Source organism: Stutzerimonas nosocomialis (assembly GCF_005876855.1).
Taxonomy (GTDB): Bacteria; Pseudomonadota; Gammaproteobacteria; order Pseudomonadales; family Pseudomonadaceae; genus Stutzerimonas; species Stutzerimonas nosocomialis.
The window spans coordinates 1-22222 of sequence record NZ_QLAE01000033.1 but is presented as its reverse complement, the minus strand read 5'-3'; the positions used below and the strand labels follow the sequence as shown (position 1 = coordinate 22222).

Sequence of the window (22222 nt, the reverse complement as noted above, 5' to 3'; positions counted from 1 at the left end):
AATGTGCGGCAGAAGCGCCTGATTCTTGCCCTTGTCGGCGGCCTCTTCAGCCGGCCAAGCGCATATGCAGCAACGGGTAAGGCCTGCCTTGGCCGTCCAGCTCGGACCGCCCTACCACCTCGAACCCCATGCGCCGATAGAAGCCCACCGCCTGGCCGTTCTGCTCATTCACATCGACCACGCGAACGGCCAGCTCACGGATCGCATGCTCCACCAACGCCCTACCAATCCCCATCCCCCGCGCGGAAGGCGCGATGAAAAGCATCTCCAGGCTTTCGCCCGACGTGCCCATGAAGCCAAGGGTCTCGCCCCTGGCGTCGACGAAAACAGCCAGCTCAACTGCCGGGAGCCATTCGTGAAGCATGCGGGGGCGCAGCGCCTGCAGATCGTCTTCCGCCAGAAAATCATGCGTAGCCCGGACGGAGGCTTCCCATATTCCCACGAGGATGGGGAAGTCAGAGGTAAGTGCGGTTCGGATGGTCATAAGGGGTAAATGTACTGTCCACGTTCTGTTCAAGAGTTCTTTCGGACGACCGTCGCGAGATACCGGAAGCCCAGAATCCTGGCACCAAACTTAGGGCTATCGATCACAAAGGAACAGATTTATTTCTGGGCAGCGCTCTGAAAAATAAATCCGCCACCTTTCGGTCTTTAATTTTGATTAACGGGTTTTATTCATGATCCACATCGTTTTTAACCATGCCGCCACGTAATACTCCAACAGAATTCATCTCGATTACAGAGCATTTGATACGATTTCTGCTTAAGTAGTTGGAAACCTGCTCGCGCTCTGTCAAAGACGCAGCCTCGGCAAATTCACGTTGAATCTCTGCATTCAGGTCTTTTGATATTCTCTCATATGCAGAGGTGAATTGATGTGACAAGGAGTAATGTGTGTTGAATTTCGACTCCTGCTCCTTCTTCGCTTCTGGCTTAACAAGCATTTGTGCGGCCGCATAAAATGCAGCGCAGCTTACGTTAGCCCAGGCCAGAGGCTCAAGGTCCAAAGCTGACTGATCCGCTGAGAGGCTGGAAGAAAAATCAATGCAATTAAAGCTCTTTTCATAGGACTGTTTTCATGACTAGCAAGGCTGGCATAACCACAGCCCGACAACTTCGGCCGTGGAATTCAAGTAAGTATTACTCTCGTCTCACAAATAGGGACAGATTTTTATGATAAAACCAACTCGATACTCCCAAAGCCTGACCGAGCCAGTTACGTGAATCCTGGCTTGCTCGGCTTTTTTCGGCTGCTCAATGGCCACCTACAATAGCTCTCGCAATACTGCCGGACTTTTAACCTACAGACACGCATCCGCCGGGACTTACAACAACCAAAATCACTAAGCGAATGCGCACACAAAACCAGTCAAAGGCTAAGTTGATTATAAATAGCACAGCGCTGAAAACGCCTTAACCCTCCTTCTTCCACGCGCCACTTACAACCCACTCAGATCTTCATGAGTTAAGGACCGATTTTAGCTCGGCCCAACAAGCACTTAAAAAGAGGGCAGTTTTTGGTAGCGCTCTGGAGAAATAAATCTGTCCCCTTTTCACCCCTGTCCCCTTTTCACCCTTTTCACCCTGAGAAATAAAGCTGTCCCCTTTTCACCGGTATCAGATGACCTCGAAGAACGCATGTGGCCTCGTCAGGGATGCTTATCATTGCGAGATAATCTTTGTGATCAAAGATTCGGTTGAAGTCACCGCCTACTGCTATTTGATCATCATTCATACATGACACTTCTAAGTGCAGCTAACGATTAAGCTAAGGGGCAGGCTTCAGCCTGTCCCAGTGAGCGAAGCGAACGATTTGAGGGCTGTAATGGACTCTCCCTGCACCACGTTTCTTCTATAACACCGTGGTGACTGTTCGTTGGGAGAGGTGCGATGAAACGCATAGCGGTTGATTTGGCCAAGTCCGTTTACCAAGTTGCCGAGAGTGTCCAGGTCGGCCGGGTGGATCGGCGCAGGCGGCTCGATTCCGGGGCATTTGCGCGATATGTACAGGAGCAGCTCGAGCCTGTCGAGTGGGTGATGGAAGCCTGTGGCACGGCTCACCATTGGGGCCGGTTGATGCAGGAGAAAGGGCATCGCGTCGTGCTCTTGCACCCCCGTTACGTGCGCCCGTACCGGCGGCGGAACAAGACCGATCGCAACGACTGCGACGCCATCCTGGAAGCGGCGCGCTGCCAAGGAATCCGCCCGGTTCCGGTCAAAAGCGTGCAACAGCAGCAGATGCAACAACTTCACAAGCTGCGCGAGGGCTGGAAGAAATCCCGTGTGCAACGCATCAACTTGCTGCGTGGCATCCTGCGTGAAGCAGGGGTTGAAGCGCCGAACGGCATCAAGCCCTTGCTGCGCCACGCGTGCGAGCTGATCGAGCGGCCTGAAGTGCAGACTCTGCGCGGTGCGCTGCAAGTGGTACTGGCCGAGATCAACCTATATGAACAGTCGATGCGCGAGTGCGAAGCGCAACTGGCCCGCTGGCACGCCGACGATGAAATCGTGCACAAGCTGGATGAAGTAAGTGGCATCGGCCTGCTGACGGCCAGTGCGTTGAAAACCGCAGTCGGCAAACCCGAGCGCTTCGCCAGTGGCCGGCACCTCAGCGCCTGGCTGGGCATGACGCCGAACGAATACAGTAGTGGCGAGCGTCGCAGGCTTGGACGGATCAGTTGCAAAGGCAACGTCTACGTCCGCACCTTGTTCATCCATGGCGGGCGAGCCGCGCTGTTGGCAGCCAAACGCTGCAGGGCGCGAACACCTGAAAGGCTGACTCGACGTTACACGGGTGCATTGTAAAGCTCCATGAGCTTTTCAACTGTTAAAGGGTCGACGTGTCTAAGCGCTGGTTTTTTTCTGATGCCTACTTTATATGTAAGTAGCTTTAGGTAGTAGCTCCATGACAGAAGCTCCGCTTCGGTATGGAAATACCTCAACCAGTTTACATCAATTCTTTGAGGCTGAAGTTTTGTATTCAGCTCTTCGATAAGCTCTTCAGCGTCGTCGCCGTCGATACCTAAATCACCAACAACTTTGCTGCTCAGGCTGAAATTTGCTTGAGCTCTTTTATGCTTCTGAACTAACTCAAGAAATTCGGCGTGTCTGTTCATGGTCCTACGTCTAACGTTTGGTTAAGGGGCCGGCTTTAGCCGGTCCCAGTGAGCGAAGCGAACGATTTGAACCAGTTGTTAGCCTGCAGTTACTCGCACTTCGGCGAAAGCATCAGCGAATAGCTGCTGATGTTCTTTTGGTGGAACGATGAGCCAGGTGCAAGCAACGGTTGTAAATGCTTCTATCGCCTCAATGGGGCTGCTGAAGGATGCTGCCGGGCGTGCGATTTCAAGCACATCACTGATGGGGCCAAGATCCTCGAAACTCGGCTCGCGTGCGAGGTTATGGCTAGCCTTATTGCGTATGGAGTTGAGTTTTAGTATGCCGGGGCGAACAAAAGCTGCGCTACTGGAGCTAGTTGGAAGCAGCATTGCTTTGTTGAAGAAATTAAGCTTTGCATCTTCAATGTTTTCAAGGCCGAAGTGCGCGGAAAGAAAACGTTCTAAATAGTGTTCGATAATTAAATGGCATTTCAGCAAGCGGCCGATGATGTCATGAGGGTGCTGGATTAGAGTGATGAAGCGCTGGTTTTCAATATTGAAGCGCTCCTCAATCTCAGCCATATGAGGGCGAAGTATCTCAACTACTCGATCAATGCCTTCAATCTCACGCATACGACCTCCTGTAGGCTAACGTTTGGTTAAGGGGCGGGCTTTAGCCCGTCCCAGTGAGCGAAGCGAACGGTTTGAACCAGTTGTTATACGGTATTGTACGCATCAATATTTTCGGGCAAACACGCCTTGGCAAATAACTCGCCAAATGGAGTCAGCTGAGCGCTACTTGTTATATTTACACCGCTTTGCTGGCCATTTTCATATGTGGCTTCCTGGTTGCCTTGCTGCCATATTCCAGCAAGATTAAGACTATGCAAGTGGTCAGCATACATAAAGAAATTTTGGGGGAAGGCTAATATTTCAGTAGGAAATTCATTTGATAGCAAAGTTCTTCCAGAAAATGTGTTGTTGGCTGGATTGTAAGGTGAGTGCTGTTTTAATATTTTATTGCTTTTGCTGAGGTGAAAAATAATTAGCGCTTCATCTGGGGCTAACTGAGAAATAACTGTGGCGAATGCTGGATGCGCTTCGCTAGCGCGCTCCTTGTCAATTGCTCTTGCCAAAAGATTAAGAAAAAACTCTGCAAGCAGACTGTCTTCTTCTAGGTACTTCAAGCCCTCTAAAACTCTACCTGATAGTTGCGGGTGGGCAGGTATTAGGTTTTCTTCAGGGACTTTATCGTTAACCCGTTGTAAGTAATTTAGCCATCGGTCGTGCTGAGATGCTAGGTAGTCAATTGGTGCAAGCAAGAAACGTGAGGCTTTTATAGTGGTTCTTGCGGCTTCCCCTATTTCTTTAAAAGCAGGTGAAGCGAGATCGTCATATATTTTTTCAACTGGTAGCATTTTCGCTGCGTCCTCAAGCCATCCCACGATAATTCCTCGTTGCCGTATAACGTTTGGTTAAGGGGCGGGCTTTAGCCCGTCCCAGAGAGCGAAGCGAACGATTTGAACCAGTTGTTAGAGATTTGTATTTTCTGAAGAATTTTCATTTGGAGGGAGGACAGTATTCTGCAATAAAATCTCCTTCTATGAGTTTGCCGTTTGTAAACTTCATACTGTATGTGCCGTAGTACCTATTATCATTTTTATTGTGCTCGTATGAAACTCTACCGCTCTCGCAATTATTGCCATATTTAACAGGCTCTTCTGGCATTGCTTCAAAGCAGTATTTTAGATCCGTGACGTTAACGTTTTTTATAGAGGCCTTCGACATTAATTTAGTAGGTGAAAAAACTATAGGTAGATTTTTACGTATTGAAGGGCATGTGCCATTTTTCTCATAAATCCAAAAGCCTATGTCACTATCTTTTCCGCTATCATTCCAAAGCGCATTTATTGTGGTTGGTGATTCTGGCTCATCATTGATTTGGGTTTTGCTTGAGCAGCCAGATAGAAAGGCGATTATTAAAATAAATTTAATAATGAATAAATTTTTCATGCTGATCTCTAACTATAATTAGACGTCACCTGACGCATAACACGCCGGACGCGTCTGACGGATAACATTCTTCAATCAAACGCCAAAGGCCCGCAGAGCGGGCCTTGCAACGTCTGACTGACGGGTTTGGCATCTTATATGTCACAGGGTCACGCACCTGTCGACTGGCGCAAAGTCTTTCCCTCGATGTCTGCCATTCGCCTGGGCTGATCGCTCAGCCCAGGCAGCCTTTCATCACGCCACCTTGAACCTACCCACCAACTCTTGCTGTTGTTCTGCCAGCCGTGCGAGTTCCAGGCTGGTGGTGGCGGTCTGTTCGGCGCCGGCGCTGACCTGGATGGCCACGTCGTTGATTTCGGTGACGTTGCGGTTGATGTCTTCGGCGACGGCGCTTTGTTCTTCGGCGGCGGAGGCGATCTGGATGTTGCGGTCGCTGATGCCGGCGACGCCTTCGGCGATCTCGGCCAGGAGGTCGCCGGCGCGCACGATGTTGTCGGCGCCGGCCTGCACGGTGTTCAGCGTTTCCTGCATCGAGCGTGCGGCGCGGTCGGAGCCGGCTTGCAGGTTGGTGATCATCTGCTGGATGTCGCCGGTGGACTCCTGGGTTTTCTGGGCGAGCACGCGCACTTCGGAGGCGACCACGGCGAAGCCGCGCCCGTGGTCCCCTGCCCTGGCCGCTTCGATCGCGGCGTTGAGGGCCAGCAGGTTGGTCTGCTCGGCGATGCCGCGGATCACGTCGAGCACCGAGGAGATCGAGTCGCTCTCATGCTTGAGGTCGCGGATGATCGCGGCGGTCTGGTCGGCCTGGCTGGACAGCTGGCGGATCAGCTCGATGGTGCCGTCGATCTCGCTCTTGCCCTGGGCGGTGCTGCGGTTGACCCGTTGCGACAGTTCGGCCGCGTCGCTGGTGCTGCGGGCCACTTCCCTGACGGTCGCGCTCATCTCGTTGACGGCGGTGACCACCAGCTCGGTGCCTTCGCGCTGACGTTCGACGCTCTGGCTGGTCTGGACGGTGACCGCGGAGCATTCCTCGGCGGCGGTCGCCAGTTGGCCCGTGGCGTTGCCGATGTCCTGGACGACGTGGGTCAGCTCCTCGGCCATGGCGTTCAGGTTGTGGGAGATGAGGCCGAATTCGTCCTTGCCTGCATAGGACGTCCTGGCGGTCAGGTCGCGCGCCGAAAGGGCGACCAGCGCATGGTTCACGTCGCCGACGGCGAGGTTGATGTTGCGGATGATGACGTACGAGAGGGCCGAGACCGCGGCCAGGGCGAACAGCGACAGGGAAACGGTCAGCCAGAGGGCCAGCCGCGCCTTGTCCCGTGCCAGCGCCGCCACGCTGCCTACGCTCTGGCTGAGCGCATCCTCCACCTGGCCCATCAGGTCGATCCGGCGGGTGGCGGTCTCGAACCAGGCTTCGGGCCTGACTCCGAGCGACTCGCCGAGCGGTACGTCGAACGCCAGGCGCTGCAGCCTGGCCACTTCCTGGGCGCTGGGCTGTTCCAGCGTCTGCTCGAGCTGACGCACGAAGGGCTCGGACGCCGCGCGTTCGAAGCTGTCCAGGTAGGCGGAAAATTCGCCCAGGTTGCGGCTGAAGCCGGACAGCAGGCCGGCGTCGAAGCGATCCTGATTGAACACCACGCCGAGCATCGCGCGTTCGCGGCCCGCGCGCTCCTTCATCTCGATGAACTGGTTCAGCGAGCCCAGCAGCCGGGACAGCTCGACGTCGCTGACGCTGAGTTCCAGCTCGTAGGTGAAGCCGATCAGGGCCTGGATGATCTCGGTGAAGCGCGCGCCCGAATCGCGCCCACTGATACTCAGGGCGTCGATCTGGCGACGGGTCGCCTGCAGGCCGCTCAACGCGGCGACGGCCTTGTCGACCTGGTCGTTGCCTTGCGAAAGCGCGCGCACGGCCTCGAGGGCCTGGTCGGTGTCGCGCCGCATGCCGGGCAGGCGGTCCTGCATGGTCCTGCCCTGGCTGCCCAGGTAGACGCCGCTGGCGCCACGCTCGCGTTGCAGGGTGGTGATCAGCTGGCTGACCTTCTGCGCGGCAGCGCTGGCCGCGACGGTGTGATCCATGTTGCGCAGCGTCCGGTAGCTGTCGGAGACGGATACCCCCGCGAGCCAGAGAAAGCCGATCGAAGGGAGCAGGAGGATCATCACCAGCTTGAAGCGCAATGGGATATTTCTGAGCACGTCGTGTACCTCGTTTGCCGGCTCATGGCGTCGTGCGGCCAGAGCCGAATGCCGTTTGGCCCATCCCGTTTCGTCGCGGATGGGCCGGAAAAGCGCCGGCATGCCTCGATGCCTGCGTCACAATCCTTATCGACGGCGCGCGGCCTTTGGCCGAATCCATTTGGTTGATCTGCGTCAATGAAAGCGTCGATCGTGACCGCTCGGTCGGAGAGGCCCGTCGGGTGCCGAAAGAGCCCGGCAAGCGCCGCTGCTTGCATTCATATATGGATATCCATATATTCGCATCTTCGCTTTCGAGGCATCCCCCAATGCTCACCCCACCGGAGGTCTTCAAGTGCCTGGCCGAGGAGACTCGCCTGCGCGCCACGCTGCTGATCGCCGAGCACGGCGAGCTGTGCGTCTGCGAGCTGACCTGCGCGCTGGATGAAAGCCAGCCGAAGATCAGCCGCCACCTGGCCCTGCTGCGCAGCGCCGGGCTGCTGCTCGACCGTCGCCAGGGGCAATGGGTGTATTACCGCCTGAATCCGGAACTGCCCGACTGGGCGCATCAGGTGCTGCACATGACGCTGCAGGCCAATGCCGCCTGGCTCGAACGAAACGCCACCCGCCTGCTTCACATGGATGGCCGCCCCGTGCGCGCCTCCGCCTGCTGCTAACCCGCCCTGGACGTATCCCCGATGGTTGTCGCTGCCGCCGTATTCCTGTTCACCCTGGTTCTGGTCATCTGGCAACCCAGGGGCCTGGGCGTGGGTTGGAGCGCCAGTATCGGCGCGCTCATCGCCCTGGCGGTGGGCACGGTGTCGGTGCAGGACATTCCCACCGTCTGGGCGATCGTCTGGAACGCCACCGCGACCTTCATCGCGATCATCGTCATCAGCCTGCTGCTGGACGAAGCGGGGTTCTTCGAATGGGCGGCGTTGCATGTCGCCCGTTGGGCGAACGGCAGCGGGCACCGGCTGTTCGCCTTCTGCGTGTTGCTCGGCGCCTGCGTCTCGGCGCTGTTCGCCAACGACGGGGCGGCGCTGATCCTGACGCCCATCGTGATCTCCATCCTCCTGGCGCTGCGTTTCTCGCCGGCGGCGACCCTGGGCTTCGTCATGGCCGCCGGCTTCATCGCCGATACCGCGAGCCTGCCACTGGTGGTCTCGAACCTGGTGAACATCGTGTCGGCGGACTACTTCGGGCTGGGCTTCGCCGAGTACGCCTCGGTGATGGTGCCGGTCAACCTGGTCAGCGTCGCCGCCACGCTGCTGGTGCTGTACCTGTACTTTCGGCGCGACCTGCCCGTGCGCTACGAGGTGGCTCAGCTGAAAGCGCCGCAGAGCGCGATCCGGGACCGCACCACCTTCGTCGTCGGCGGCTGGATGCTGCTGGTCCTGCTGGTCGGCCTGTTCGCGCTGGAGCCGCTGGGCATTCCGATCAGCGCGGTGGCGGCGGTCTGTGCGGCCATCCTGTTCGCCGTCGCGGCCAATGGGCACACGATCTCCACCCGCCGCGTGATGCGCGAGGCGCCCTGGCAGGTGGTGGTGTTCTCGCTGGGCATGTACCTGGTGGTCTATGGGCTGAGCAACGCCGGGCTGACCGGCTACCTCACCCGGGCGCTCGACGCCCTCGCCGGCCAAGGCGTCTGGGCGGCGGCGCTGGGCACCGGGTTGCTGTCGGCCGTGCTCTCCTCGGTCATGAACAACCTGCCGAGCGTGCTGATCGGCGCGCTGTCGATCCAGGCGAGCGAGGCCGAAGGGGTGGTCCGCGACGCGATGATCTATGCCAACGTGATCGGCTGCGACCTGGGCCCGAAGATCACGCCCATCGGCAGCCTGGCCACCCTGCTCTGGCTGCACGTCCTGCAGCGCAAGGGCATCACCATCACCTGGGGTTACTACTTCCGCATCGGCATCGTCCTGACGCTGCCGGTTCTGCTGATCACCCTGTCCGCGTTGGCCTTGCGCCTGACCCTCTGACGGCCGCCTCGACGCGGCAGGAGCACGACATGCGAGTCCTGTTCATGTGCACGGCCAACAGTTGCCGCAGCATTCTGTCCGAAGCCCTGTTCAACCACCTGGCGCCGGACGGCATCGGCGCGGTGAGCGCCGGCAGCGTGCCCCGGGGCCAGGTGCTGCCGCGCACCCTGACGGCGCTCGAGCGGGCCGGAATCCCCACGGCGGGCCTGAGCAGCAAGGGCAACGACGCCTTCGCGGACGAGCCGCCGCAGATCGTCATCACCGTGTGCGACAAAGCCGCGAACGAGGCCTGCCCGGTCTATTTCGGCCCGGCGCTCAAGGCCCACTGGGGGCTGGCCGACCCGTCCGACGTCCAGGGCGACGAGGCGGCGGTGGATGCGGCCTTCCGCGCCACCCTGGCGATCATCGAGAAACGCTGCCGCGCCTTCCTGGCCCTGCCCCTCCAAACCCTTGGCCGAGACGAACTCCAGCGCGAACTGGAACGCATCGGCATGCTCGGATAGACCCGCCCCCTATTCGGCTGTCGCGCCGCTTCACAACGCCCGGTCGAAGAAGGTGTCCAGCCCGCTTCGCTCGGCCTGGGTGACCACGTAGGCGCGCACCGCCTGCGGCCAGTCGATGGCCTCGACCACGCTGAGGCTGCGCAGCATGGGGAACAGGGTGATGTCGTCCCAGCGGGGATGATCGTGGGTCGGCGTCAGGTCCAGGATGTCCGGCAGCCGGGCCAGCTGCTCCTCGACTTCGCGGGCTTTGGCATCGGTGTTGGCCAGCGCCTCGTCGAAGTCGCCGATGGTTTCGGTCTTCTTCTCGCGAAAATGCGCGTAGGCCGAGGGGCTGGCGAACTCTTCCAGACCGATCCGCGTCCAGCGCGGATAACCGAGGTACTGCAGGTTCGGCACGAAGGGTTCGAGCCACCGGTGCAGCGCGGGCGTATCCGGCTCGCGGATCGTCGGCCGGCCGTCGAGCGCGTCGAGGTAGCGGACGATGTCCGTGCTGTCGGCCATGGGCGTGCCGTCATCGCGCACCAGCACCGGTATCTGGTGCTTGCCGATCAGGCCGACGAGGGTCTGCTCGTCGTCGGCCGGCAGCACCACACGCTCGGCTTCGATTGCCTTCAGGTTCAAGGCCATGCGCACCCGGGCACTGAACGGACAGTGATCGTAGTAGTAGAGCTTCATTGGCCGCCTCCGCGATGGGTTCAAGACAGATGACCCGCGCGGCACCCATCCGTTTTGGCCGGCCCGCCCCCGGCCGACGAGAGGGGAAGACCACCGCCGCCTTCCGCTCGGTGGCAGGAACCTGGCCGGGCGCGGTCCGCTCTACTGGCTGGTGTGTTGGCGTTTCGCAGCCCGCCGCGCAAAAGCCCTCGCAGGTTTGCGGGACCACTCCGGTACCGCCGCGCGGTCGCCAGACGAACGTCGACCGCCCCAGCGACCCAGCCGATGAGGACCCGCCCCATGCCCGAGCTCCCTGCAACCCCTGACTGCTGCTGGACCGCCAGCGCGCCGGACAGCCGTTTCCCGCGACTGACCGGGCACAGCGAGTGCGATGTGGTGGTGGTCGGCGCCGGCATCGTCGGGCTCAGCGCCGCCATGACCCTGTGCGAGGCGGGCAAATCCGTCGTGGTGATCGAGGCGCGCGACGTCGGCCGGCAGGTCACCGGACGTTCGACGGCGAAGATCACCACCCAGCACGCGCTGATCTACCGGCACCTGATCGACACCTTCGGCCAGGAACTCGCGCAATGCTATGCCGATGCCAATCGCGAAGCGGTCGACCGCATCCGCCATTGGGTCGAGACCCTGCAGATCGACTGCGATTATCAGCGCCAGTCCGCCTTCGCCTACGCCTGCTCGCCAGACTGGCGCGCGGCCATCGAGCAGGAAGCCGAAGCAGCGCGCCGCCTGGGGTTCGCCGCCAGGGTGCTGGAACAGGCGCCCCTGCCCTTCGCGACCGCCGGCGCGCTGGAGTTTCCCGACCAGGCACAGTTCAACCCCGCCAGCTACCTGGTCGGTCTGGCGGCGGCGATCGAGGCCCGCGGCGGCCGCATCCACCAGCAGACCCGCGCGCAGCGCTTCGAACGCCAGCAACGCTGGCAGGTGGGTTTCGAAGGGGGCAGCATCGAGGCCGACCAGGTGATCCTCGCCACGCATATGCCGGTCGAGACACCGATCGACCTGGCCAGCCCCACACAGCCGCGCTGCCACGTGGCCATGGCCTTCAGGCCCACGGAGGGCGCGCACCTTCCCGGCATGTTCATCGGCGTCGACGAGCCGACCCACTCGATCCGCATGGGCCGCGATGCCGAAGGCCCCCTGCTGATCGTGCTCGGCCCCCGTTTCAGGACCGGGCAGGACGGCGACGTCGCCCGCCGCTTCGTCGACCTGGAAAACTGGGCGCGCAGCAACCTGCCGGCAGGCGAGCCGGTCTGGCGCTGGTGCAACGAGGACTACGACACCGCCGACCGCGTGGCCTACGTCGGTGAGCCGGACCCCAAGCAATCACCCGGCCTGTTCGTCGCGACCGGCTTCAACGGCTGGGGCATCAGCAACGGCACCGCCGCCGGCCTCGGCATCGCTCGCCAGATCATCACCGGTCGCCGTCCGTGGAAGCATCTGTACGACCCCAACCGCCCGGCCCCGGACGACTACAACCAGAGCAGCGACAGCCAGTCGCAGGTCGACGGGCTGGACGCCATCGACCGTGGCGAAGGCGGCGTGATCACCCGGGACAATGAAAAGATCGCCGTGTGGCGCGACGACGCCGGCGCCCTGCACGCGGTGTCCGCCGCCTGCACCCACATGGGCTGCACGGTGACCTGGAACAACGCCGACCGCACCTGGGATTGCCCCTGCCATGGGTCGATCTTCCAGGCAGACGGCGACGTCCTCCACGGCCCGGCCATCGAGCCGCTGGCTGCCCGGTCGCTCTGATCACACGCTCAGGAGATGCCCATGAATGCCCCGCCCCGGCCGACGCTGTTGTCGTTGGGTAGCATCAATGCCGACTTCCAGGTCCGCGTCGACCAGCCACCGGGCAGCGAGGAGACCCTGCTGGCCCATGATTTCTGCAGGCTCGCCGGCGGCAAGGCGAGCAACACCGCCTGGCTGGGCGCGACCTTCGGCCATCGCAGCCTGTTGCTCGGGCGGGTCGGCGACGACGAGCTGGCCGACCAGGCGCTGGGTTCGCTGCGCGAGGCGGGCGTCGATGTCAGCGGTGTGACCGTGGCCGAGGGCGAGCCGACGGCGGTCTCGATGATCATGGTGCCGCCGGATGGGAAGAAGCACATCGTGCTGGCGACCAACGCCAACGATTGCTGGGATGAGCCCGCCATCGACGCCATGGTCCGGCTGATCGAACGCACCGAATCGCCCGCCTGCCTGGTGGTCGATTGCGAGGTGCCGGCTGCGGTGGTGCTGCCGGCGGTAGAAGCGGCCACCGGGAAGGACATCCCGGTCGTGCTCGACCCCTCGTTTCCCGACCGGGTACCGGACGAGTTGTTGTCCCGCCTGCAGGCGGTGACGCCCAACACCAGCGAAGCCCGGGCGCTGACCGGGCGCGAGATCCAGGGCCTGCACGATGCCGCCTGGGCGGCCCGCCAGCTGCGCGACCGGGGCGTGCGCATCGCCTGCATCAAGCTGGGCGATGGCGGCTGCGTGCTGGATGCCGGCGAAGGCGCCATCCACGTACCGCCCGGCGAGGTGCAGGTGACCGACAGCACCGGTGCCGGCGATGCCTTCACCGGCGTGTTCGCCATCGCCCTGCTCGAAGGGCGCGAGCCGCTCGAGGCGGCGGCCTGGGGCGTGGCGGCGGCCAACCTCGCGGTCACCGCCTACGGCTCCAAGCCCGCCTATCCGGACCGCCAGCAGGTCAGCTCGATGGCCGCCCGGTTGCTGCGTGACGCCAGGTGCCTCGATGAGGCGCGATAAGGCCCGCTGGCAGGTCTGCTTCGAGGCTTTCGACGCAGAGGACGAACGCCGGCGCGAGGCGCTGCTGGCACTGGGCAACGGCCAGCTGTCGTGGCGCGCCAGCGCGCCCGAGGTGTCGGCCGCCGACGGCGCGGCGCGTGAACGGCATTACGCCGGCTTCTACCGGGCCGGCTGGTACGACGATGCCAGACGCGACGTCAACGGCGAAACGGTACGCCTGGAGGCCCTGGTCAACCTGCCCGATCCGTTCGGCCTGAGTGTTTCGCTCGATGGCTGCCAGTGGTTCGGCTCGGCCGATGTACCGCAGCCGCGGTACCGGCAATCGCTGCGCATGGACCGTGCCCAGCTGGAACGGGAGGTGACCTTCGAGCTGGCCGGGCATGCCTTTCGCCTGCGCGAGGTACGCCTGCTGAGCCTGGCCGACCCCGAACTCGCGGTGCTGCGCTGGGAGCTGGAATGCCCGCCGGGCACCGAGCGACTCTTCCTGCGCTCGGTGCTCGACGGGGGCGTGGAGAACGCGCTGGTGAAGAAGAACCGCGCCTACGAGGGCAGGCGCCTGCTCGACCTGTGCATCGACGCCTCCGATGACGGTCGGGCGGCCCTGAGCGCGCGGTTGTCGACCCCGGGGCGCCGCCTGGCGATGGCCGTCCAGACGCGCCACGACGGCGCTCCCCTGCCGTGGCGATGCCAACGCCAGGGCGACCGGTTGCTGCAGCAGTCCGAATGCCGGCTGGCCGGCGGTCATCGGCTGGTGATCGAAAAACGCGTCGTCGTTCAGGTGGATGCCGAACGGCCGGAAGAGGCGTCCCGAGCGAGACGGCAGGCACTCGAACGCCTGCCGCAGGAGCCCTTCGCCCGGCTGGCGCTCAGGCATGCGCGGGCCTGGCGCGAGATCTGGGCACAGGCCCCGCTGGCGCTGTCGGACGCCGAACTGGAGCGGCCCTTGCGCCTGCACGCCTTTCACCTGCTGCAAACCCTGTCGCCGCACAGCCTGGGGCAGGACATCGGGTTCCCGCCGCGGGGATGGCACGAGGGCTACTTCGGCCAGGTGTTCTGGGACGAACTCTTCGCCTATCCCTTCCTCTGTACCCATTTCCCGGACCTGGCCCGGCAACTGCTCCGCTACCGTCATCGTCGCCTCGACGAGGCCAGAAAGCGGGCCCGGAGCGCGGGCCTGCGGGGCGCCATGTTTCCCTGGCGCAGCGCCGACAGCGGCCGCGAACAGACGCCTCCGTTCCAGTGCAACCCCCTGTCCGGTCACTGGATGCCCGACCACACCGAGCGCCAGCGCCACATCGGATCGGCCATCGCCCAGGGGGCGTGGCAGCTGTATCTGGCCACCGGCGACGAGACCCTGCTGGCCGGCGAGGCCGGGGAACTGATCCTCGAAATCGCCCGTTTCTGGGCCAGCCTCGCGCAGTGGGACAGCGAGCACAGCCGCTTCATGATCCACGGGGTCATCGGTCCGGACGAGTACCACAACTTCCCCCCGGACGGGCACGAGCCGGGCTTGAGCAACAACGCCTATACCAACCTGATGGCGGTATGGGCGCTGAAACTGGGCTTGCAGGTCGTGGACTGCCTGCCGGACGGCCAGGCCGAGGGCCTGTGCGAGCGCCTGGAGGTGACGCCCGCGGAGCTGGACGGCTGGGGCGAAATCGCCCGGGCCATGTACCTGCCGATCCGGCCTGACGGCGTGCTGGATCAGTTCGACGGCGCCGAGCGACTCGAGCACGGCCCCGACGCCTGGCGGCACGATGATCGGCCCCGCCTGGACTGGATGCTCGAAGCCCTGGGCGACCGCCCCGATCGCTACCGCCTGACCAAGCAGCCGGACGTGCTGATGCTGCTCTATCTCTTTGCGCCGCCGACGTTGCAGGCATTGATCGAGTCCCTCGGCTATCGGTTCGATCAGCGGGCGCTGCGTCGAACCGCCGAGTTCCACCTGTCGAACATCACCCACGAATCCAGCCTGTCGATCGTCGTCTGCGCCGGTGCGATGGCCCGCCTCGATCCGCAGGCGTCCTGGTCCTACTTCCGGCAGAGCATGGGCATCGACCTCGAGGCGCCGTCGCACGGCGGAACGCTCGAGGGCGTGCACCTGGGGGCGATGGCCGGCTCGCTGGACGTGCTCCAGCGGCATTACCTCGGCATCCGCCCGGACATTGACGGCCTGCACGTGTTCCCGGCGCCACCGGCGGCGCTGGGCGATGTCGAGGTGGCGGTACGCTACCGGGGTGATCGGCTGCGCGTGCGGCTCGAAGGCGACACCCTGTTCGTCCGCGCCGACGCGGCCAACCGGCGCGATACGCCGATCCGGCATGCGGGCGGCCTGGTCCGGCTGGCGCCCGGAGCGCACCTGACGCTCGCCTGCGCGCGGCGCTAAAGCAGGGGGTGGGCGACGCCCCGTCGGCAGCGCTCACAAGGGGCGCGTCGGGCGCGCCTCCCCGAATTCCAGCGACATCGGGCCGAACATCACGACGCTCGCGGTGGCGATCATCGCGGCGAGGCGCCAATAGCCATCTGCGCCCCCTCTCAACCGGTCAACCCCATGCCCAGGAGCACGAAGGCACCGACCGTCACCACCATGCCCAGCACGATCGCCGCGCCGTCCCGCGTCGTGAGGCCAAGGCCGAACAGGCAGATCGCCGAAAACGGGGCGGTACTGGCGAACGGCACCAGTTCCAGCGGCGGCACCGACAAGGTCAGCAGCACGCAGAGCACCGCGATGACCCGCAGAAACACACCGCGAGTGGCCCAGGGCAGTCGGTGACGGCTGACCTTGTCCAGCCAGCGCACCAGCGGGCGAACCTTGTTCAGGCCTTTTTCGAGCTTCTGCCCCTTCACCGAGCGACGGGCAAGAAAACCGGGCATCCACAGGTGACGGCGCCCGAACAGCAATTGCAGCGCGAACAGCGCGATGATCGCGGCCAGCAGCGTGGGCAGACCGGGAATGCCCCCGATCGGACTGACTTCGATGATGGCGGGCACGAAGAGAAAGGGGCCGAAGCTGCGCTCCCCGATCGTCTGCTGGATATCGCCGACCGACACCTCCGATCCCCCCTCGCCGAGACCAATGACTTCATCGATCACCTTCTCCAGGCAATCGAACTCATGCGCGTGGGTATCGGCCATCCCCGTCCTCCTCGTTTGCGGGTGAGTTGGACGTCGGCGTCTTTGCCGGAACTGTCCTGCCTGGCCGTCGTGGTCAGGCTGTCGTCTCGCAGTGCACGACACGGGTTAAGACCGTGACCGCTGGGGATGATTCTCGAAACGAGGGGCCCTGCGAGCATGCAGGAATGCCCGGACAGCGCAGGGCTGGGCGCCTTGATCCAGCAGCCCCGTTGAAAGCGGCGGACCGGTAAAGCGTGACCCACCCGCGGTGGAGCTTCTTGTGGGAGCGGTGGCGGGTGTGATCCAGCCGTGAAGGCGCTTCGTGGGAGCGGTGGATCGATGAAGCGTGATCCACCCTACGGTCAGCTCCCGGCGCGGTGTGGGCCTCTTCGAAGAAGTAGTCCTGCCAGCTGCGTAGGGTGGATGACGCTCCTTTCATCCACCGATCCACCAAAGCCGGTGGATCGATGAAGCGTGATCCACCCTACGGTCAGCTCCTGGTGCGGTGTGGGCCTCTTCGAAGAAGTAGCTGCGTAGGGTGGATGACGCTCTTTTCATCCACCAATCCGCCAAAACCGGTGGATCGGTGAAGCGTGATCCACCCTACGGTCAGCTCCCTGGTGCGGTGTGGGCCTCTTCGAAGAAGTAGTCCTGCCAGGACCCTGCCTTGTTCTTCAGCACGCCCAGCCCGTGCAATTCCTCGGCGTAGACGTAGGTGCGCTGCGGCGTGATGGTGAAGTCGATTTCCGGGTCCTCGACGATGGTGCGCACGAACTCCAGCGGCAGCCTGGAGTTCTCCACGCGGATGTAGGCCTCGGCGGCCGCCGCCTTGTCGGCCTTGATGATCCGCTCGGCCTCGGCCAGGGCGTCGTAGAAGGCGCGGTAGGTCCTGGGGTTCTCGTCGTGGAATTTCTCGGTGGCGTAGAGCACGTTGAAGGTGGCCGGGCCGCCGAGGATGTCGTAGCTGCTGAGCAGCTTGTGCACCCTGGGGTTTTCCAGCGCCTGGTACTGGAACGGCGGGCTTGAGAAGTGCGCGGTGATTTCCGAGCCGCCCTTGGTCAGCGCGACCGTGGCGTCCGGGTGCGGCAGGCTGACGGAGATTCGGTCGAAGCGCTGGAAGTCGTCCTTGCCGAACAGCCGCGCGGTCTCGATCTGCAGGGTGCGCGACTGGAAGCCGACGCCGGCGGCCGGTACGGCGATGCGGTCCTTGTCGGAGAGGTCGTGCAGGGTCCTGACCTCCTCGCGGTTGCTCAGCAGGTAGTTGGGCAGCGAGCCGAGCGCGGCCACCGCCTTGACGTTCTGCCGGCCGTGGGTGCGGTCCCAGACGGTGAGCATCGGCGGTACGCCGGCCGAGACCACGTCAATGGCGCCGGCCAGCAACGCCTCGTTCATCGCCGTGGCGCCGGAGATGGTGCGCCAGTCCACCTCGATGTCCAGGCCCTGGGCCTTGCCGTGCTTCTCGATCAGCTGCTGGTCCTTGACCACGTGCAGGATGAGGTAGCCGATGCCGAACTGCTGGGCGATGCTGATCCTGCCTTCGGCCTGGGCGGCCAGCGGCAGCGTGAGGGCGCCGAGCAGGCCGAGGGCCGCGGCGAGACGGGATTTTTTCATGGGTATATCTCCTCTGTGCCCGGCCATATGGGCCAGGCGGTTCCTTGGGTGGTTAGGTTCGCGGGAAGATCAGGACGTCGGGAGGATCGTGACGCGGAGTCGACGCTTTTTTCTCCGCCAATCCGGTTGAAGCGGTGGATCGATGAAGCGTGATCCACCCTACGAGGGCTGTGGGAACGGTCGGAAAACGCCTCGTCTTGACCGCGCGCTTTTGCGTCGCCCCCTTCGCGGTCAAGACCGCTCCCAGGGGACTTTCGCCTGTCGTTTCTCCTTCCAGGCCACGTAGGGTGGATGACGCTCTTTTCATCCACCAACCGGTTGAAAACGGCGGATCGGTGAAGCGTGATCCACCCTATCGCTGCATCCCCCAGCGCTTGACGGTGACCCGCTCGACGCTGGCGAAGATGAGGTTTTCCACCAGCAGGCCGATGAGGATCACCGCCGCGAGACCGGCGAAGACCTTGTCGGTGTAGAGCTCGTTGCGGTTCTGGAAGATGTACCAGCCCAGCCCGCCCCTGCCGCTGGAGGCGCCGAACACCAGCTCGGCGGCGATCAGCGTGCGCCAGGCGAAGGCCCAGCCGATCTTCAGGCCCGCGAGGATCGACGGCAGCGCCGCCGGGATCAGGATGAACAGCACGAAGCGCAAGCCCTTGAGGCCGTAGTTGCGCCCGGCCATGCGCAGGGTGTCGGAGACGCCCAGAAAGCCCGCGTAGGTATTCAGCGCCAGGGCCCAGAGCACCGAGTGCACCAGCACGAAGATCAGGCTGTTCTCGCCCAGGCCGAACCACAACAGCGCCAGCGGCAGCAGCGCGATGGCCGGCAGCGGGTTGAACATCGAGGTCAGCGTGGACAAGAGGTCGCGGCCGAGCTGGGTGGACACCGCCAGGGTGGTCAACAGGAAGGCCAGGCCGATGCCGATCAGGTAGCCCTTGACCAGCACCGACAGCGAGATCGCCACCTTTTCCAGCAGTTCGCCGCTGCCGATGCCCTCGACGAAGGCGTGGGCCGTCTGCAGGAAGCTCGGCAGCAGAAGGTCGTTGCCCTGGTAGCGCGCGGCCAGCTCCCAGATCAGCGCAAGGATGAGCAGGATCAGCGACTTGCGCAGCCAGCCCTGCTGCCAGAGGCGCTGGCCCGGCGACAGCTCGCGCTCGAGCCTGAGCTCGGGCAGCGGCTGGGGGAGGATTTCGTATTCGGCGCGGCTCATGACGTGCGCTCCTGGGGCTGGGCGAGAGGGATCTGTGGCGCCTGCGGACCCGCCGTGGCCTCGCCGGGCGCCGTTTCGAACAACAGCCGATGGATGCGTTGGGCGCTCTGCTGGAAGTCATGGCCGCCGAGGCTGTGCAGGCCGAACCGGTGGCTGTCGATCTCCGCCCTCACCCGCCCGGGGTGCGGCGACAGCAGCAGGATGCGGTTGCCCACCACCAGCGCCTCTTCGATCGAATGGGTGACGAACAACAGGGTGAAGCGCACCTCGTCCCACAGCTGCAGCAACTCCTCCTGCATCTTGCGCCGGGTCAGGGCGTCCAGCGCGGCGAAGGGCTCGTCCATCAGCAGGATCTTCGGCTGCATGGCCAGCGCGCGGGCGATCGCCACGCGCGCCTTCATGCCGCCGGACAGGGTGTGCGGATAGGCGTCGGCAAAGGCGCTCAGGCCGACCTTCTCCAGGTAGTGCAGCGCGCGTTCCCCGGCCTCGCGGCGGCCCAGGGTGCGCGAGGCCAGCAGCGGGAACATGACGTTCTGCTTGACCGTCTTCCACGGCGGCAGCTGGTCGAATTCCTGGAACACCACGATGCGATCCGGGCCCGGCTCGCGCACCTGGGCGCCGTCCAGGCGGATGCTGCCGGCGACCGGCTCGATGAAGCCGGCCACCGCCTTGAGCAGCGTGGACTTGCCGCAGCCGGAGGGGCCGAGCAGGACGAAGCGGTCGGCGCGGTCGACCTCGAAGCTGACCTCGTGGGTGGCCCGCACCACGCGCTGCGGGGTGCGGTATTCGAGGCTGACCCGGTCCACTTCGAGAACGGTGTCGAAGGCGGTCTTATTCAGGTTGCTGGCCGTGTGGCCTTGCAGAGGGGCATTCATGGATTTCAGCTTCCCTGGCCGATGGCGGCGTCTTCGAAGAAGTAGTCCTGCCAGGAGGCCGGCCTTTTTTTGATGGCGCCGACGCGGTGGAGGAAGTCCGCCAGCGGGTAGGTGTTGGTGGGGGTGACGGTGAACTGGAACTGCTCGTTGTCGATGATCTGCAGCAACTCGTCGCGGCCGATCCTGGCGCCGGTCACGCGGAGGTAGGTGTCGGCCGCCGCGCCCTTGTCGGCCTGGGCGAAGGCGGCCGCCTCGGCCAGCGCGGCGACGAAGGCCTTGTAGGTCTTCGGGTTGTCCCGGCGGAATTTCTCGGTGGCGTAGAGCACGGTCGGCGAGTTCGGCCCGAGCAGCTCGTAGGTGTCCAGCACCACGTGGACGCTGGGGTTCTTCAGCGCCTGGTTCTGGAACGGCGGGTTGGAGAAATGCCCGGTCAGTTCGGTGCCACCGGAGATCAGCGAGGCGGTGGCGTCCGGATGCGGCAACGCCAGGGTGTACTTGTCCAGGCGGTCGAACTGGTCGTCGCCCCACCGTTTGGCGGCGGCGTACTGGAGAAAGCGCGACTGCACCGACACGCCCACCGAGGGCACCGCGATGCGGTCCTTCTCGGTGAAGTCGGCGATGGTCCTGACGTTCGGGTCGTTGCTCAGCAGGTAGTAGGGAAAGTTGCCCAGCGAGGCGACGCCCCTGACGTTCTGCCGGCCCTGGGTACGGTCCCAGACGGTCAGCAGCGGGCCGATGCCGGCCCCGGCGATATCGATGGCGCCGGACAGCAGCGCGTCGTTCACCGCCGAGCCGCCGGACAGCTGCTGCCAGTCGACGGTGATGTCCAGGCCCTCGGCCTTGCCGTGCTTCTCGATCAGCTGCTGGTCGCGCACCACGTTGAGCAGCAGGTAGACGATGCCGAACTGCTCGGCGATGCGGATACGCCCTTCGGCGTGGGCGGCCTGGGTCGTGGCCAGGGCGCCGGCCAGCAGGCCGAAAGACAGGCCCAGGCCGCCGACCAGCCGGGCCAGGCGGTTCTTCAGGGAAAAGCGCTCACCTAGAGACATCGCGAAACTCCATGTACGGGTTGCCGGGATCGGCGAAGGTCAGAACGGGGCATCGCCCTGGATGGTGGTGCGGTGCATGCGGCGGCGCAGGTGCCGCGGGCAGCCGGTGGCCAGGTGAATCAGCGCGCGGTTGTCCCAGAACACCATGTCGTGCGGCTGCCACGTGTGGCGGTAGATGAACTCCGGGCGGGCGCTGTGGGCGAACAGCTCGGCGAGGATCTGCCGGCTTTCGTCTTCCGGGATGTCGAGGATGTGGGTGGTGAAGTTCTCGTTGACGAACAGGCCCTTGCGTCCGGTCTCCGGATGCGTGCGCACCACCGGGTGCACCACGGCCTTGACCTCGGCCAGCTGGGCGGGCGTCAGGCGCGGCCGCTGGATGCCTTCGAAGACCTCGTCGGCGTAGCGCGCGGTGTAGGAATGCGCGGCGCGCCTGCCGTCGATGGCCTGGCGCAGCGCGGCGGGCAGCGCCTCGTAGGCCAGCTGCTGCTGCGCGAACAGGGTATCGCCGCCCTCTTCCGGCAGCTCCTGGGCATGGAGCATCGAGCCCAGGCTGGGCAGCTCCTTGTAGGACAGGTCCGAGTGCCAGAACTTGCCGGCGTCGCCCAGGCCGATCGGCTGACCGTTCTCGACGATGTTGGAAATGATGAAGATCTCCGGATGCCCGGCCAGCAGGAACTGCTTGAGCACGTGGATCTGCAGCGGGCCGAAGCGGCGGCTGAAGGCGATCTGCTCTTCGGGGGTGATGCGCTGGTCGCGAAACACCAGCACGCCGTGATCCAGATGGGCCTGGTGGATGCGGGCGAAGTCCGGGTCGGCCAGCGGCTGGGAAAGGTCGAGACCGATGATCTCGGCGCCCAGGGGCGCATCGAAGGGATGCACCTCGAAGGCCTGGCTGGAATGGGCGCCGAGGCGAGGCAGTGCGGATGCCGACATAGAAGAAACTCCATGCAAGAGCGCCAATCGGCGCATCACTCGGGAAGGGCTCGAGCCCAACGTTAAGTGCGGCGCGCCGATTGGTCGGCAGGTACGCAGAGCCTCAATCTAGCGATATAAGAAAATTAATTTAAATATCTTTTATGCATATCGATATGACGAGATCTGGCGGAGAGGATTTGTGGGAGCGGGCGGGATGCCCAGTCTTGACCGGGGCTTTCGGCGCCCCTTTCGCGTCGAGA

Annotated in this window: 21 protein-coding genes; 7 read left to right on the top strand and 14 right to left on the bottom strand. The window is 63.4% G+C overall.

The genetic code is table 11. The annotated features are described in order from the left end of the window. Nucleotides 1-46 precede the first annotated feature (46 nt). Entirely contained in the window at nucleotides 47-484 is a 438-nt protein-coding gene (locus tag DN824_RS17750) for an acetyltransferase (protein WP_138409739.1), read from the bottom strand. Nucleotides 485-671: 187 nt separating this feature from the next. Next, nucleotides 672-1007: a hypothetical protein gene (locus DN824_RS17745; protein ID WP_138409738.1), complete on the bottom strand. Its 336-nt coding sequence runs from the start codon at nucleotides 1005-1007 to the stop codon at nucleotides 672-674. A gap of 883 nt (nucleotides 1008-1890) precedes the next feature. On the opposite strand from DN824_RS17745, the gene DN824_RS17740 reads away from it, so the two are divergent. Beyond that, a complete protein-coding gene (locus tag DN824_RS17740; protein WP_414718420.1) occupies nucleotides 1891-2805 on the top strand; it encodes an IS110 family RNA-guided transposase in 915 nt (304 codons plus the stop codon). Here DN824_RS17740 and DN824_RS17735 read toward each other — a convergent pair. The 5 genes from DN824_RS17735 to DN824_RS17715 form a co-directional block, all read right to left on the bottom strand. Further along, nucleotides 2787-3116: a DUF1493 family protein gene (locus DN824_RS17735; protein WP_138409737.1), complete on the bottom strand. Its 330-nt coding sequence runs from the start codon at nucleotides 3114-3116 to the stop codon at nucleotides 2787-2789. The genes DN824_RS17740 and DN824_RS17735 overlap by 19 nt on opposite strands. 78 nt (nucleotides 3117-3194) lie before the next feature. Further along, nucleotides 3195-3731, bottom strand: coding sequence for a hypothetical protein (locus tag DN824_RS17730; protein WP_138409736.1), 537 nt, complete (start codon nucleotides 3729-3731; stop codon nucleotides 3195-3197). Nucleotides 3732-3814: 83 nt separating this feature from the next. Continuing rightward, nucleotides 3815-4543, bottom strand: coding sequence for an Abi-alpha family protein (locus DN824_RS17725; RefSeq protein WP_138409735.1), 729 nt, complete (start codon nucleotides 4541-4543; stop codon nucleotides 3815-3817). Between the two features lie 115 nt (nucleotides 4544-4658). Beyond that, nucleotides 4659-5111 carry a hypothetical protein gene (locus tag DN824_RS17720; protein WP_138409734.1) on the bottom strand — a complete coding sequence of 151 codons (453 nt, stop codon included), beginning with the start codon at nucleotides 5109-5111 and terminating at the stop codon, nucleotides 4659-4661. 234 nt (nucleotides 5112-5345) lie between these two features. Continuing rightward, nucleotides 5346-7304 (bottom strand): methyl-accepting chemotaxis protein, encoded by a 1959-nt coding sequence (locus tag DN824_RS17715; RefSeq protein WP_138409733.1) that lies wholly within the window; start codon nucleotides 7302-7304, stop codon nucleotides 5346-5348. Between the two features lie 308 nt (nucleotides 7305-7612). On the opposite strand from DN824_RS17715, the gene DN824_RS17710 reads away from it, so the two are divergent. Genes DN824_RS17710 through DN824_RS17700 form a run of 3 tightly spaced genes read left to right on the top strand, consistent with a single transcriptional unit; the run spans nucleotide 7613 to nucleotide 9768 of the window. Then, nucleotides 7613-7960 (top strand): metalloregulator ArsR/SmtB family transcription factor, encoded by a 348-nt coding sequence (locus tag DN824_RS17710; protein WP_138409732.1) that lies wholly within the window; start codon nucleotides 7613-7615, stop codon nucleotides 7958-7960. Between the two features lie 21 nt (nucleotides 7961-7981). Continuing rightward, entirely contained in the window at nucleotides 7982-9265 is a 1284-nt protein-coding gene (locus tag DN824_RS17705) for an arsenic transporter (RefSeq protein ID WP_138409731.1), read from the top strand. A gap of 29 nt (nucleotides 9266-9294) precedes the next feature. Further along, nucleotides 9295-9768, top strand: coding sequence for an arsenate reductase ArsC (locus DN824_RS17700; protein ID WP_138409730.1), 474 nt, complete (start codon nucleotides 9295-9297; stop codon nucleotides 9766-9768). Between the two features lie 30 nt (nucleotides 9769-9798). Here DN824_RS17700 and grxB read toward each other — a convergent pair whose 3' ends face one another. Beyond that, on the bottom strand, nucleotides 9799-10443 hold the full coding sequence (gene grxB / locus DN824_RS17695; protein ID WP_138409729.1) for a glutaredoxin 2: 645 nt from the start codon (nucleotides 10441-10443) through the stop codon (nucleotides 9799-9801). 279 nt (nucleotides 10444-10722) lie between these two features. Here grxB and DN824_RS17690 point away from each other — a divergent pair, with 279 nt between their 5' ends. The 3 genes from DN824_RS17690 to DN824_RS17680 are packed head-to-tail and all read left to right on the top strand — an operon-like array spanning nucleotide 10723 to nucleotide 15580. Next, complete coding sequence (locus tag DN824_RS17690) at nucleotides 10723-12198, top strand: FAD-dependent oxidoreductase (RefSeq protein WP_138409728.1); 1476 nt, start codon at nucleotides 10723-10725, stop codon at nucleotides 12196-12198. A gap of 21 nt (nucleotides 12199-12219) precedes the next feature. Continuing rightward, nucleotides 12220-13194, top strand: coding sequence for a PfkB family carbohydrate kinase (locus tag DN824_RS17685; protein ID WP_138409727.1), 975 nt, complete (start codon nucleotides 12220-12222; stop codon nucleotides 13192-13194). Then, nucleotides 13181-15580, top strand: coding sequence for a glycoside hydrolase family 65 protein (locus DN824_RS17680; RefSeq protein WP_138409726.1), 2400 nt, complete (start codon nucleotides 13181-13183; stop codon nucleotides 15578-15580). The genes DN824_RS17685 and DN824_RS17680 overlap by 14 nt, the downstream gene beginning before the upstream one ends. A gap of 149 nt (nucleotides 15581-15729) precedes the next feature. Here DN824_RS17680 and DN824_RS17675 read toward each other — a convergent pair whose 3' ends face one another. The 6 genes from DN824_RS17675 to DN824_RS17650 all read right to left on the bottom strand — a co-directional run bounded on the left by DN824_RS17675 (nucleotide 15730) and on the right by DN824_RS17650 (nucleotide 21980). Further along, on the bottom strand, nucleotides 15730-16329 hold the full coding sequence (locus DN824_RS17675) for an exopolysaccharide biosynthesis protein (protein WP_138409725.1): 600 nt from the start codon (nucleotides 16327-16329) through the stop codon (nucleotides 15730-15732). A 588-nt stretch (nucleotides 16330-16917) separates the two neighbouring features. Then, a complete protein-coding gene (locus DN824_RS17670) occupies nucleotides 16918-17919 on the bottom strand; it encodes an ABC transporter substrate-binding protein (RefSeq protein ID WP_138409724.1) in 1002 nt (333 codons plus the stop codon). 352 nt (nucleotides 17920-18271) lie between these two features. Next, on the bottom strand, nucleotides 18272-19123 hold the full coding sequence (locus tag DN824_RS17665) for an ABC transporter permease (RefSeq protein ID WP_138409723.1): 852 nt from the start codon (nucleotides 19121-19123) through the stop codon (nucleotides 18272-18274). Then, nucleotides 19120-19998 (bottom strand): ABC transporter ATP-binding protein, encoded by an 879-nt coding sequence (locus DN824_RS17660; RefSeq protein WP_174236534.1) that lies wholly within the window; start codon nucleotides 19996-19998, stop codon nucleotides 19120-19122. Before DN824_RS17660 ends, DN824_RS17665 begins: the two co-directional genes overlap by 4 nt. Before the next feature lie 5 nt (nucleotides 19999-20003). Beyond that, nucleotides 20004-21047, bottom strand: a complete 1044-nt coding sequence (locus tag DN824_RS17655) for an ABC transporter substrate-binding protein (RefSeq protein WP_138409722.1) — start codon at nucleotides 21045-21047, stop codon at nucleotides 20004-20006. A gap of 39 nt (nucleotides 21048-21086) precedes the next feature. Continuing rightward, nucleotides 21087-21980: a TauD/TfdA dioxygenase family protein gene (locus tag DN824_RS17650; protein ID WP_138409721.1), complete on the bottom strand. Its 894-nt coding sequence runs from the start codon at nucleotides 21978-21980 to the stop codon at nucleotides 21087-21089. Nucleotides 21981-22222 lie beyond the last annotated feature (242 nt).

Bases quoted from the DNA above. Each gene is read 5' to 3' on its own strand.
- DN824_RS17650 (WP_138409721.1), bottom strand. From the start codon at position 21,980: ATGTCGGCATCCGCACTGCCTCGCCTCGGCGCCCATTCCAGCCAGGCC.
- DN824_RS17740 (WP_414718420.1), top strand. From the start codon at position 1,891: ATGAAACGCATAGCGGTTGATTTGGCCAAGTCCGTTTACCAAGTTGCC.
- DN824_RS17720 (WP_138409734.1), bottom strand. From the start codon at position 5,111: ATGAAAAATTTATTCATTATTAAATTTATTTTAATAATCGCCTTTCTA.
- DN824_RS17730 (WP_138409736.1), bottom strand. From the start codon at position 3,731: ATGCGTGAGATTGAAGGCATTGATCGAGTAGTTGAGATACTTCGCCCT.
- DN824_RS17655 (WP_138409722.1), bottom strand. From the start codon at position 21,047: ATGTCTCTAGGTGAGCGCTTTTCCCTGAAGAACCGCCTGGCCCGGCTG.
- DN824_RS17675 (WP_138409725.1), bottom strand. From the start codon at position 16,329: ATGGCCGATACCCACGCGCATGAGTTCGATTGCCTGGAGAAGGTGATC.
- grxB (WP_138409729.1), bottom strand. From the start codon at position 10,443: ATGAAGCTCTACTACTACGATCACTGTCCGTTCAGTGCCCGGGTGCGC.
- DN824_RS17670 (WP_138409724.1), bottom strand. From the start codon at position 17,919: ATGAAAAAATCCCGTCTCGCCGCGGCCCTCGGCCTGCTCGGCGCCCTC.
- DN824_RS17680 (WP_138409726.1), top strand. From the start codon at position 13,181: ATGAGGCGCGATAAGGCCCGCTGGCAGGTCTGCTTCGAGGCTTTCGAC.
- DN824_RS17700 (WP_138409730.1), top strand. From the start codon at position 9,295: ATGCGAGTCCTGTTCATGTGCACGGCCAACAGTTGCCGCAGCATTCTG.
- DN824_RS17660 (WP_174236534.1), bottom strand. From the start codon at position 19,998: ATGAATGCCCCTCTGCAAGGCCACACGGCCAGCAACCTGAATAAGACC.
- DN824_RS17685 (WP_138409727.1), top strand. From the start codon at position 12,220: ATGAATGCCCCGCCCCGGCCGACGCTGTTGTCGTTGGGTAGCATCAAT.
- DN824_RS17665 (WP_138409723.1), bottom strand. From the start codon at position 19,123: ATGAGCCGCGCCGAATACGAAATCCTCCCCCAGCCGCTGCCCGAGCTC.
- DN824_RS17750 (WP_138409739.1), bottom strand. From the start codon at position 484: ATGACCATCCGAACCGCACTTACCTCTGACTTCCCCATCCTCGTGGGA.
- DN824_RS17735 (WP_138409737.1), bottom strand. From the start codon at position 3,116: ATGAACAGACACGCCGAATTTCTTGAGTTAGTTCAGAAGCATAAAAGA.
- DN824_RS17710 (WP_138409732.1), top strand. From the start codon at position 7,613: ATGCTCACCCCACCGGAGGTCTTCAAGTGCCTGGCCGAGGAGACTCGC.
- DN824_RS17705 (WP_138409731.1), top strand. From the start codon at position 7,982: ATGGTTGTCGCTGCCGCCGTATTCCTGTTCACCCTGGTTCTGGTCATC.
- DN824_RS17690 (WP_138409728.1), top strand. From the start codon at position 10,723: ATGCCCGAGCTCCCTGCAACCCCTGACTGCTGCTGGACCGCCAGCGCG.